Below are 12,855 nucleotides of genomic sequence, written 5' to 3' on the forward strand. Positions count from 1 at the left end.
GGTGGAGGGTTTGAGCCTGTTTTGGGTTTTTTATCATGATAATTATCAAACCGTCCGTTTAGAAGAGCAGTTCAATCGAGAGGTCGTGATTGGACCTGAAATAGAGCATACAGTAACAATCCCTTCATTTTCATTTGATGAGGGAACGATTCGTTTATCTCCTGATCAACCGAACGAAGGCTTTTTCGTTTACCAAGGAGAGAAGAAGGATGGAAAATTGCTTCCATATGAAGCATACAAGATTGGGCCGCTTACACTGATGTTAACGGATGAACATCCTGATCAGAATATTTATTACCTAGGAAATAGAGTAGAAGTTTCCTTTTCATGTGGAAAGCAAGAAGATGCGGATATATGGAAAGAACAAGCTCATCCTATTTTTCAAGATGCCAATCATTTCTCTTTGGAACAGATTGAAGGACATTGGTACGTCATGCCTCAAGATGAAACCATTTATGTAAACGGAAAGCAAGTCCATCGACCAGAGAAGGTCGAAGTTGGGGATGAGCTTTTCTGGAATTTTCTCACGTTATCTTTCAAAGATGATGATTTACTACAAGTGACAGGACATGAACCATTTCATACACGCTTAGAAAAAACAAGACAACCGAGCACCGAAACAAAACAAAAGTATCCATTATACAGACGGACGCCGCGTTTGATTTATGATTTACCTGATGAACGGGTGTCATTTAGCTTACCTTCACAGGAGAGTGAAAATAACAGCAGGGGGTTGTGGCTTGTTATCCTCCCGCCACTTGTTATGTTAATTGTCATGGGAATTGTTGCACTTGTGCAGCCGCGGGGGATCTTTATTGTGGTTTCTATGGCGATGTTTATTATGACGCTCATTACATCGTCTGTTCAATATTTTAAAGAAAAGACACAGCGCAAAAGACGTGAAGAAAAAAGGCAGCGGGTATACACTCTCTATTTAGAGAATAAGAGGAAAGAATTGCAGGAACTGTATGATAGGCAGCGATATATACTGACCTATCATTACCCATCATTTGAACAAATGAAGTACCTGACATCAGAAATTAGTGGACGGATTTGGGAGAAAACGCTTGTAAGTGATGACTTTTTACATTTACGCCTTGGAACGGGTGCTGTTCCGGCAAGCTACGAGTTATCCATGAGCGGCGGCGATATGGCCAATCGGGATATTGATGAGTTAATGGAACAAACGCAGCAAATGCAGAGAGTTTATCATGAAATTAAGGATGTACCTATTACATTCGGTCTTGCTGACGGTCCAACAGGTTTAATTGGGAAGCCTGCTATTGTGAAAAATGAAATTCACCAGCTTGTCGGCCAGCTTGCTTTCTCGCACAGCTATCATGATTTGAGATTTGTATTTATCTTTAATGAACAGGAATATAAGAATTGGGAATGGATGAAGTGGTTGCCGCACTTTCAACTGCCTCATACATACGGAAAAGGGTTTATTTACAATGAACAAACACGTGATCAGCTATTATCATCAATTTACGAAATTTTGCGTGAACGTGACTTAGAAGAAGAGAAAGAGAAAAAAATCTTTACTCCTCATTTTGTGTTTATCGTAACAAATCATGAATTAATTGCTGAGCATGTCATTTTAGAATACTTAGAGGGAAGTGGTACAGATCTTGGTATTTCTATTATTTTTGCAGCGGAAACAAAGGAAAGTTTAGCTGAAAATATTTCAACACTTGTCCGTTACATTAACGAAGAAGAAGGCGATATTCTCATTCAGCATAAGAAGGCTGTGCGCATTCCATTTACCCTTGATGCACATCAGCGCGCGGACAATGAGCTGTTTGCAAGAACATTGAGAACATTAGATCATCAAGTCGGGATGACAAATTCAATCCCTGAGACCGTCTCTTTCCTAGATTTATTTCATGCCAAGCAGGTGAAAGACATTGGCATTCGAGAAAAATGGCTGACGTCTGAAACGTCAAAATCATTATCAGTGCCTATTGGTTATAAAGGGAAAAACGATATTGTCGATCTGAATTTGCACGAGAAAGCACATGGCCCGCATGGACTTCTAGCTGGAACAACAGGATCAGGGAAAAGTGAATTTTTACAGACGTATATTCTATCTTTAGCTGTGCACTTTCACCCGCATGAAGTGGCTTTCCTATTGATTGATTATAAAGGAGGCGGAATGGCGCAGCCGTTTCGAAACATTCCGCATTTGCTTGGGACAATCACCAACATTGAAGGTAGCAAGAACTTTAGTGAAAGAGCTCTTGCCTCCATTAAGAGTGAACTAAGGAAAAGACAGCGATTGTTTGACCAGTATCATGTGAACCACATCAATGATTATACGAAGCTCTATAAGGAGAAAAAGGCTGAACAGGCGATGCCGCATCTGTTCTTGATCTCTGATGAGTTTGCTGAATTAAAAAGTGAAGAGCCGGATTTTATCAGGGAGCTTGTCAGTGCCGCACGTATTGGTCGAAGCCTTGGTGTCCATCTCATTTTGGCCACACAAAAGCCAGGCGGGGTCATTGATGATCAAATTTGGAGTAACTCCCGCTTTAAGGTGGCGCTAAAGGTGCAAGATGCATCAGATAGTAAGGAAATTTTGAAAAACAGTGATGCAGCGTCGATTACAGTCACTGGCCGAGGGTATTTACAGGTTGGGAACAATGAAATTTATGAATTATTCCAATCGGCTTGGAGCGGAGCACCGTATATGGAAGATGGCTACGGCTCAGAAGATGACATTGCCATTGTGACCGACACCGGTTTGGTTCCGTTATCAGGGGTGAGCACAGAGCCGGCAGTGAAAAAAGAGACCGTAACGGAAATTTCTGTTGTAGTTGATGAAATTGAACGAATGCAGCATGAACTTGGTATTGAAAAGCTTCCGAGTCCATGGCTTCCACCGCTTGAAGAGCGCATTCCTAAAACACGTTATGTGTCGAGTGAAGAGCATGTCTTCCACTTTGCGCTCGTGGATGAACCTGATCAGCAAAGTCAGCACCCGCTTTCATATCAAATGATGGAAGATGGCAATATTGGTATTTTCGGGTCATCTGGTTACGGCAAATCCCTTGCTGCCACGACATTATTGATGAGCTTTGCAGAAAGGTATTCACCTGAAGAATGGCACGTCTATATTTATGACTTCGGAAACGGTTCCTTGCTTCCGCTTGCAAAGCTGCCGCACACAGCGGATTACTTCTTGATGGATCAAATGAGAAAAATTCAAAAGTCAATGAAGCGACTGCGTGAAGAGGTTGAATACCGCAAGCGTTTATTGAGACAACAAGAAATCAGTCATATCAAAATGTACAACGCATTAAACAAGAAGAAGCTTCCATTTATTTTTATCGTCATTGACAACTTTGATATTGTCAAAGATGAAATGCACGATCTTGAAGCTGAATTTATCCAATTGAGCCGTGATGGCCAGTCACTTGGAATTTACTTCATCATCACAGCAACTCGGGTAAATGCAGTGCGCCAATCACTCATGAATAACCTGAAAACAAAAATTGTGCATTATTTAATGGACCAAGGAGAGGCATATTCAATGATTGGCAGACCAAAATTTAGTTTAGAGCCAATCCCAGGAAGAGTCATTATTAATAAGGAAGAGCTTTACTTTGCCCAAATGTTTCTACCAGTTGAAGCAGAGAATGATCTTGAATTGTTTGAGCATTTGAAGCAAGAAATCCAGCTTCTTCATGATCGTTTTGCTGAGGCAGAGAAACCAAAGCCTGTTCCAATGCTACCTGATAAGCTGACGGCATGGGAGCTGGAAAGTCGTTTAGATCAGCAAAGACAACCTTATCAAATTCCTGTTGGACTAGATGAGGAATCTGTCGCTCCTGTTTACTTTGATTTGAAAAAGAATAAGCACTGCCTGATTATCGGACAAACGCAACGCGGGAAAACAAACGTGGCAAAACTTATGCTTGATCACCTATTAGAGGCAAAGCCCGAGAAGTTAGCGGTTTTTGATTCCATTGATCGGGGACTTTCCCATTATGCAAAAGAAGAAAACATAGATTACCTTGAAACAAAAGATGACATCACCGAATGGGCAATGGAGATTGATCGTTTATTTAAAGCACGTGAAGCAATGTACGTCGAAGCCGTTCGTAACGGAGAAACAGATCAGTTAGCATTTCCTCAAGTTGTGCTTGTGGTTGACGGAATCACACGTTTTCAGCAAACGATTGATACACGTTTGCAAGATCAAATAGCTGATTTCATGAAATCATATGCACACCTTGGTTTTAGTCTTGTTGCGTCAGGTAATCACACAGAATTTAGCAAGGGCTATGATGCACTGACAAACGAAGTGAAACAAGTTCGTCATGCCCTGTTACTAATGAAAAAATCAGAGCAAAGCATTATACCGCTTCCGTATGTAAGACAAGAACCAGAGATTCAGCCAGGGTTTGGTTATATGGTTGAAAATGGGAAAGAGAAGAAAATTCAGGTTCCTTTATGTGCGGTAGAAAGGAAGAGTGTTCAATGACAGAGCAGAAAAAAAGCTCAATAAAAATCGTGTCCACCATAGTACTGATTCTCGTATTGCCGATTCTGTTCTTTCACCTCATTGGGGATGAACCGACAAAGCAGAAGAAAAATGCTACCCGAAATATCGCTGTTGTGAATGAAGACATAGGAGTCAGTGAAAGTGAAAACACCGCTCGATTCGGACAGGATGTGGTCGCTGCCTTATCAGAGCGGTCTGATTATACATGGACAGTGGTGAATCGCAGTGCGGCGGAAAATGGGCTGAAAAACAGAAGGTACGATGCTGTACTGTATATTCCGTCTGATTTCTCTAGAAATGTACTGAGCTATGATAAAGATCATCCAGAAAAGGCATCCATTCAGTTTTCCATTCAAGATCAGCTCAATGCGGTCAATAAAGAAAAAGTGCAGAGAGAGCTAGAGAATGCACAACAGAAAATGAATGAGCAGATGTCGACTTTGTATTGGAGTTTTGTGTCACAGGAGATCGGCAATGTAAGAAAAGAATTCCAGCACATTGTCGGCAAAGAGGTAGAATTCCAAAATACGATGTACAACTTCTATAAGCCGAGCTCAAACAAACTATCAGATGCACTCCAGCAGCAGAAAAAGCAAATAGAAGAATTAAAAAATGCCATGGCCAATTCACAAAAACAGTATAAAGACGGTCTGAGTACAACGAAAGAAGCAAAGAGCCAGTTAAAGAATTTTGTCCAAGTTGTGGATCGATATCAGCAGTATCAAGACAAACAAAAAGATCTGCTGATCAAGGCTCAATCGACAAGTAAAAAGCAAATCCAGCAGGGGCTCAAGCAGCTCTCTGACATTCAAAATCAAAATGCCCGTAGCTTTAGTGAGCAAATGGGAGGACTTAAAACGGACATCAATGGTGTGCAAAATCAGCTAAAAACAACTGACAGCGCCATTCAATCTGTTCAGCAATCGAGACAACAGGCGATCAAAGCGCAATCTAATGGATTGATGGGGCTTATGGAAACGTTTCAAAAAGAGCTGATTAAAAATTATGAAGATCAATATATTCCTTATATGGATGGTCAAATTACTCATATTACTCAAGTGCAAAAGCAATTATTAGCTTCAAGAGAAACGTTGATTAATGCAGGGATACAGCAAGAGGAACCAAATAAAGATACAAACAATAAAGGTGAAGAACCGCAAAACCCCTCTGACGATTTGAAAATCAATCTTAAAGATGAAACGAATCAATTAACTGAAATCTCAACAGAAATGAATCAATTGGCAGATGAGTTGACAGAGCCAAAAGACAACATTTCTCCACCTTCAGGGAATGATAAAACAAATTCTAATCAATCTGTTCAATCAAAATCAACGACAGACCAATCAAAAGAGAGACTAAAAGCACTTTCTTTAAAATTGGAAGAAGTTAAAAAGAACATTGAGGATAAAACCGCAGCTCATAACGATCAATTACAAGGAAAAGTCGATCAGTTGAGCGAGGAACTGAAGTCTTTAACAGAGAGAATAGAAATATTAGAAGAGAAAGAAAGCAATTACAATAAAAGTATAAGGAATATGAAACAAAAAATCAGAGAACAAGAAGCGGATATTTCTAACAGATTAGAAGAACTAAAAAAGAGTCAATCTCCGTTAGAACAAATTACAGAGGGAGTTATTCATGAAATTGGAAATTTTGTTACAGCATCAACAGATGCATTTGATTTATTAAATTATTCAAATGAATTAGCGCAGTATAATGAGTTACTTAACAGTTTCTATACACAGAAAAATCCTTCATCCCTGCTAGACACCAAAAAAGACAGCATTCAGTCAATTCTCTCTATCAAACAAGACGAGACAGAGCGCTGGGATTCTTTAAAGAGTCAGATGCTGTCCTCAACTGACGATGTGTCTTCTTTTATTGATGGTATGCAAAAATTTTCAGATGGCTATGCCAATTACATTGCGACTCAGCAGGCCAGCATACAACAGGAATTAAACGCTATTTCTGAAAGTGCGGACAACGTAGCTGACCAAATGGCTAATCCAGGGGATACGGTGTATACGGCAGAGCTCGCTGGTAGTTCAATTGTTGTCAGTGCACAGGATTCGATTGGTCAAGAAGTGCTTCGCCTATCTGAGAATATGAGCTCTTTAACAGATCGTCAAAAAGGTGTGGCAGATTATACGAATAACATTGAAGAAAGTGTAACAACCGTTCAAGAAAAAGCGGATACTTTGAATAAAAACTGGAGTAAAAACGTCAATTCAACCAAACTTGTTCAACATGATTTGAATGGTATTTTAGGAAATACACTAAACGATCAAGGGAACAGCAACTATGTGTATAACTACTTAGCAAACCCGCTGAAAATTAGTGGAGATGTGCCGGAAGAAAAGACACAAACTGTACCGCCGGTGGTCATTTTGGTCATTATAATGATTAGCAGTTTATTGATTGGCTATTTTAGCTCGTATTATGCGAATGCCCCAATGCTGGTCAAAGGTGCATTGTTTGGCATTTTGAACCTTTTAGTCGGACTGATGATTAGCTTGTTTGGGTTAAATATATACAAACTAGCAGATGATCAAGCTATTCAATGGTCGATCTTCACCATTTTGCTGTTGATTACTTGTTCAGCCTTTATACGCACGGCCTTCCTTTTCGGTTCGATTGTAGGATGGATGGCAGCCACTGCACTCATCTTCTTCTTTATCGCACCGTTAATTGATTTGGTCATGCCGAATTTCAACTTTACAAATCCGGTCACTGACGTGTATATGTCCATCCAATACGGAAATGGTGATGAGTTTGGTATGGGCATCACCGGTTTACTGATCTTAACTGTGCTGTTTATGCTGATACCGTTTGTGACAAAAATATGGAAAGACAAAACAGAGGATCGTGATGTGACACATGAGGCTTAAGCTGTTTGTCAAGGGAGTGGTCCTTTGTATCATATCCCTTTTTCTCCTCATACCTGTTGCTTTAGCTGCTGGTGAAGATACGGATACGAATGTAAAACCGAATGAGTATAAGGAAAAGGAAATCGATATTAATACAGGTATATTGAGGGATCAAACCGAATACGAACAAAGCAAAACAACGTCGAAAGTCAAAACAGATATTCATTTTGCTGAACCGCCTAAAGCTCCAGGCGGTAGTCTCGCACCTGATCTATTCAGTGATCTGAAAGAGAACCCGCCAAAAACACCTGCTCGTATGATGAAAGAGATGAACATCTCTTTTAGTGACTCGGCTGTGTCAGCACCTTCTGAAGAGGATCATGAGAAGCAAACATCGGCAATGCTTTCTATAATCTTTGGTTTTCTAATCGTCATAGGCATGATTGTGATGGTCATACTGATACCAAAGGTGAGCGTAAAAACGGAAAAGAAATAGCCTGTCCCTTGAAAGGGACGGGTTTTCTTTATGCAGATCATTTGATGTTATCCCTTTGATGTTCGTAAAATAGTCATAACAAGGGAGGAGATTGTTATCCGAATTTCAATCGTTACAGGAGGTTCAACAGGGTTTGGCTTGGCACTTGTGAACCAATTGCTGTCTTGCGGTGATCATGTTTACTCTGCGGCAAGGCGTGCTGCGCCAATTTCTCATCCAAAACTGACACATGCACAGGTCGATCTGACGAATGAAGAAGCGGCTACTGAATGGCTGCAAAGCGTGCTGTCCCCGCACACATTAGCAGAAGCTGATGAAATTTTGCTGATCAATAACGCAGGAATGGTGACCCCCATCAAACGAGTTGGTCAAGGGGGGCAGGATACACTTCATCAGCACTATACGTTAAATCTTGTGACTCCAGTTCTGCTAAGTCATCTGTTCGTCGAATTGACGCAATCATTCAAAGGAAAGAAAACGGTTATTTATCTTTCTTCGGGAGCGGCAAAGAACCCATACAAAGGATGGAGTGCTTATTGTAGCTCAAAAGCAGGTCTTGATATGTTTATGAGAACATTACATGAGGAGCAGAAGGACGAGGCATATCCTGTGAACACTTTTTCTTTCTCACCAGGCACGATGGATACTGAGATGCAGGGAGAAATCCGGAAGTCATCAAAACAGGATTTTGAACAAATTGATCGTTTTCAACATTTATATGAAACAGGTACATTGAAGAGTCCAAATGAAGTCGCTGGCATTTTGCTTGAACTTTTGGCAGGTGATCCTGTAGGCGGGAACGTATACGATGCGCGTGAGTATGGTAAAAAGCAGTCATAGTGGCTGCTTTTTTTATATATTGTACAAGCAAAGACTACTTGTACGGCATAAGCTAATCTTGAGTCTTGAGTCAATATGACAGAACATTTGAGTTTCTTTTCGGAATATGTTAGGATGCTAAAAATATAGATAAGGAGGGGTTTCCATGAGAAAAGTAACACTAATGGATGTATACACCCATCCAGTAGCTCAAAAATACTTGAATCGTTCAGGTAAAGCCCATGCAATTGCGTGTGCTGATCATGCTTTTAAACTAGCTGTGCAAGCTGGTATTAACCCTGATCTAGCTGTCAAAGCAGCACTCTTGCATGACATTGGACACTATGAATGGTACACAGCAGGCGGAGAATGGGATTACGAGACATATAGACGTAATGATATACATGCAATTAAAGGAGCAGAGCGTGCACACAAACTGCTCATACGGCTCGGTGAGGAACCAAAAGCAGCCAAAGATATTGCACTTGCAATTCTCCTTCATACGGATTCTTATTTGCCGGAGGGCGACCTTCATATGGACACACTCCAGCAAATTGTGAAGAAAGCAGATGAAATGGATGAAGAGCCTGGAGGACATCATCACTACCGGCAAATAGATGAATCGCTTGCTTTGAAAAAAATTGCTGACTTGGATCAGAAGGTGCAGCAGGCCCTTCAGCCCATGAAACGTTCTGTTTAGTATGGAATGTCTCCATGAATGTTTCCATGCTGATCCACATACAATGTGCGAATGACGGTACGGTTAAAGGTCGATGTTCCAGAAGCGGTCAGTCCGGTATAATTGACTGTGATTGAATATGCGCCTTCCTTTTTCAAATGGGTAGCTGATGAGGAATGTGTCTGGAATCCCTTCTGTGCATCCTTAAAGTAAACTGTCTCGACTGTTTTATTTAAGCGTTTGATCAGACCGCTTGAATGTGTAAATGCATCATCTGACTTCGATGTCATCCCTTTAATTTCTTCATTTAATGGTGAATCATAGGATACTAGCAGCAAATAAGGAATCTTTTTCCCTGAATTTGATCGAATCGCCCATTTTCCAGGAACGGGTTTGTTGATTTGCACTTGATGTGAAAAAGCGCCTTCATATGGGAAAGATGCTTCTGTAGTCGTTAAATTCTTTATGACATCTCCATTTGGGGCGACTAATTCAAGCTGTGCATCCTTTCTTTCATTTAACCACTGAATTGATAAGCCATTCGTTCCTTCCTCTACATAAAATTCTTCCGTTTTATCTTTTTCACTTTCACCGCCTCTTACGTAAACATCTGTATTCGGCTCAGTAGATTCGTGATCATCTTCTTTTTCAATATTTGCTATATTTGCTACTAGTTGATTTTGAAACACTGGGAACATGTTTGAGCCGTTCTTAAGTGAAAAATGATCCCATTTTCCAGTTAAGGTATTATTTGCATAGGGTAACCTTGTGCTACTGACAGTGACAGCACCGTCATTTTCTCCAAAGCTCTTTAAATACACGCCTCCTAAATATAAAACACCGCCAAATGCTCCCCAATCAGATCCAGAATAGGTGACATATTTCATTGGGGAAGATTCTAAACGGTCCGTTTCACTTCGAAAAGCGGCCATTGGACCGGTCTGCAGAGAAAAGAGAGCTTCGCTTTTTTGCCCAAGAATTTCCGCTAGCCAGCTTCCTCCTTTGCTATAGGCTAGATCTGCCAGTGGTGTTCCGTAGTGAGGAGACCCAAGTGTGAGGACCTTACTGACATACGGATGAGCACCGTAATAAACGAGTGCGGATTGTGTATCTACCCCGCCTTTACTATAACCGATTACAATGAGTTTTCGTCCAAAGAAATCATAGATTTCTTTTAATTTTTCTGCTAGTAGTTTTCCATTCTTTTTCATGTCCTGATCTGGATACAAATCTATGAACGCGCTTTCATATCCATTCTGAACAGCCTGTTTTGCCATATCGTTTTGATCAAACCATGTGGAGGAAGAGCTGTTAATGCCATGAACAAAAACAAGAGGGGGTTTAGACCGATCTTTTTGAATCGGTTCTTCTCCTCTAAACCACTTCCCTGGTGTACCAGGTTTTTCTCCAATTGTGCCTGCATGTGCATCACTTGCAGAGGATAGAAAGAGCATGACAGCGATCATACAAATTAGTTTTTTCAAAATGAACCACCTCTTTAATCATTTGAGTTGTTGGCAGCACCAATCTATTATACTTCTAAAAAATGTAAAGAAATATAATTTGAAAAAATACGGTATTAACGTTGTAGGTTTGCTGAGTGACATTCACATGGATCTTTGCATACGCTGTGGGTAAATACACAAGTAAAGGGGCATGAAGGATGGCACAACAAGGAAGTCCACAGCTAGTTTCGTTAGTTGATCCATATGTTTATCAAACATTGCAGAAAGTGATCGGTATGAGATTAATTGTGCAAACAGTGAAAGATACGGTGCGTGGAAAATTGAAGGAAGTGATGCCGGACCATATTGTGATTGAGGCGGGGACTAAATCAGTTTTTTATGTGCGGATCCAGCAAATCGTGTCGGTGATGCCTGATCATAGCGAAAGAGTGTAATGGGCAGACGCATATGTGTCTGCTTTTTTATGCTTACTGAATTTATATATGGAAAAAGTGAATGATATGCCAATTGTTCTTTTTTTTTCAAAAAATATGGTTCTAAAACAAGAAGCAGTTGACAGAAGGTGGGTTGAATAGTAGGTTTTTATTAAGATCAATTCGTAACAGGAGGAGCATCCTTGTTAAATTCTAAAGTTCATTTTTGGACATTCCAAATACTACTTGTTTTACTCATTGTGTATGTATCAACAAAAGTATCTTTTTTATTTCAGCCGATTATTTTATTTGCGTCAACCCTGTTTGTCCCAATCTTACTGGCAGGAATCCTCTTTTTTATTTTTAATCCGATTGTTCGGTTCTTATCTAGGAAAATCCCTAGGACACTCGCCATCTTGGTCATTTATCTCCTGTTCATTGGACTCGTCACGATTATTATCAACGCTGCCGGACCTGTGATTGTTACGCAGGTGACTGGACTTGTGAAAAGTTTTCCGGGCTATGTGACTGACGTGCAGAAATTTATCAATGATTTCTCACATTCTAAAACCTTTACTTGGATGATGAACCAAGATTATGTCTCTGTGTCAAAGTTTGAACAGACGATCGTTTCGACATTAAAAAGCTTGCCAGAAAACATTGTATCAAGTATGTCTGCTGTTTTTGGCGTCATTGCCAATATTGCACTTGCGGTCATTACGGTTCCGTTTATTTTATTTTATATGCTGAAAGACGGTCATAAGTTTCCGGACAAGCTCGTTCAATTTTTGCCGATGCCTTATCGCAAGGAAGGACTGAAAATTTTCAAAGAATTAAATGACACACTTGCTGCTTATATACAAGGACAAATTGTTGTGTGTTTATTTGTCGGTGTCGCTTGTTTTATCGGATATTTATTAATTGGGGTGAAATATGCGCTGATTCTTGGCATCATCATTGCGGTTACAAATGTAATTCCATACCTCGGACCATATCTTGGAGCGACACCAGCTGTCTTGATTGCATTTCTTGACTCTCCTGGAAAAGCAATCGTGACCGTGATTGTCATTCTCGTTGTACAGCAAATTGATGGAAACGTGATTTCCCCGTTAATCATTGGAAAACGTCTGAATACGCATCCACTGACGATTATTCTTCTATTAATTGGTGCTGGAAGTTTTGGGGGAATACTAGGCATGATATTTGCTGTTCCGGTTTATGCTTTATTAAAGGCTATTACATTAAACATTGTCAGATTGATTCAGCTACGTCATCGCTCACGGGCAGAGCAACATTTAAACGTATAGGACAGATGCACAACTTTTCCTCCTTTGCATAAGATGGCTCACATAAGCAGATAGGGAGGAGAAGCAAGATGCCAGCAATTGTTGGACCGATTCATATCGAATCCTTAGGAGGGAACGCTGCGGCTACGTTTGGTGATGTCCTTGCCATCGCCCCTTTAGCTGTTGACCATTCTAGTGGTGGAGCGGGAGCCTTTAATTCGGGCGATTATATGGCCCTTACAAGTGATCCGAATGCCACCATGCTTTGGGATTTTACACTGCTAAGTCAGCCCCAATCTTTTAATGCATAAAAAAGCAGTTG

General features: G+C 40.4%; 9 protein-coding genes. 8 read left to right on the forward strand and 1 reads right to left on the reverse strand.

What is annotated here, in order from left to right; all coding sequences use genetic code 11:
- The first annotated feature begins 10 nt into the window (after positions 1–10).
- The 5 genes from essC to ACIQCE_RS08500 all read left to right on the forward strand — a co-directional run bounded on the left by essC (position 11) and on the right by ACIQCE_RS08500 (position 9,389).
- On the forward strand, positions 11–4,486 hold the full coding sequence (essC, locus tag ACIQCE_RS08480; protein WP_400494395.1) for a type VII secretion protein EssC: 4,476 nt from the start codon (positions 11–13) through the stop codon (positions 4,484–4,486).
- The gene (esaA, locus tag ACIQCE_RS08485) at positions 4,483–7,395 is read left to right on the forward strand and encodes a type VII secretion protein EsaA (RefSeq protein WP_400494396.1); all 2,913 of its coding nucleotides are present in this window, start codon (positions 4,483–4,485) and stop codon (positions 7,393–7,395) included. Before essC ends, esaA begins: the two co-directional genes overlap by 4 nt.
- Positions 7,385–7,870: a type VII secretion protein EssA gene (gene essA, locus ACIQCE_RS08490; RefSeq protein ID WP_400494398.1), complete on the forward strand. Its 486-nt coding sequence runs from the start codon at positions 7,385–7,387 to the stop codon at positions 7,868–7,870. Before esaA ends, essA begins: the two co-directional genes overlap by 11 nt.
- Positions 7,871–7,966: 96 nt before the next feature.
- The gene (locus tag ACIQCE_RS08495) at positions 7,967–8,710 is read left to right on the forward strand and encodes a (S)-benzoin forming benzil reductase (protein WP_400494497.1); all 744 of its coding nucleotides are present in this window, start codon (positions 7,967–7,969) and stop codon (positions 8,708–8,710) included.
- Between the two features lie 145 nt (positions 8,711–8,855).
- Positions 8,856–9,389, forward strand: a complete 534-nt coding sequence (locus ACIQCE_RS08500) for an HD domain-containing protein (protein WP_400494399.1) — start codon at positions 8,856–8,858, stop codon at positions 9,387–9,389.
- Here ACIQCE_RS08500 and ACIQCE_RS08505 read toward each other — a convergent pair.
- Entirely contained in the window at positions 9,386–10,852 is a 1,467-nt protein-coding gene (locus ACIQCE_RS08505; protein WP_400494400.1) for an esterase/lipase family protein, read from the reverse strand. The genes ACIQCE_RS08500 and ACIQCE_RS08505 overlap by 4 nt on opposite strands.
- Before the next feature lie 179 nt (positions 10,853–11,031).
- Here ACIQCE_RS08505 and ACIQCE_RS08510 point away from each other — a divergent pair, with 179 nt between their 5' ends.
- From ACIQCE_RS08510 to ACIQCE_RS08520, 3 genes are all read left to right on the forward strand, one after another.
- Complete coding sequence (locus ACIQCE_RS08510) at positions 11,032–11,268, forward strand: YuzF family protein (RefSeq protein WP_034282580.1); 237 nt, start codon at positions 11,032–11,034, stop codon at positions 11,266–11,268.
- A 182-nt stretch (positions 11,269–11,450) separates the two neighbouring features.
- Positions 11,451–12,554 (forward strand): AI-2E family transporter, encoded by a 1,104-nt coding sequence (locus ACIQCE_RS08515; RefSeq protein WP_400494401.1) that lies wholly within the window; start codon positions 11,451–11,453, stop codon positions 12,552–12,554.
- Between the two features lie 68 nt (positions 12,555–12,622).
- Positions 12,623–12,844, forward strand: coding sequence for a spore germination protein (locus tag ACIQCE_RS08520; protein WP_400494402.1), 222 nt, complete (start codon positions 12,623–12,625; stop codon positions 12,842–12,844).
- The last annotated feature ends 11 nt before the right edge of the window (positions 12,845–12,855 follow it).

Origin of the sequence: Bacillus sp. NPDC093026 (assembly GCF_044754665.1) — a bacterium.
Taxonomy (GTDB): Bacteria; Bacillota; Bacilli; order Bacillales; family Bacillaceae; genus Bacillus; species Bacillus maqinnsis.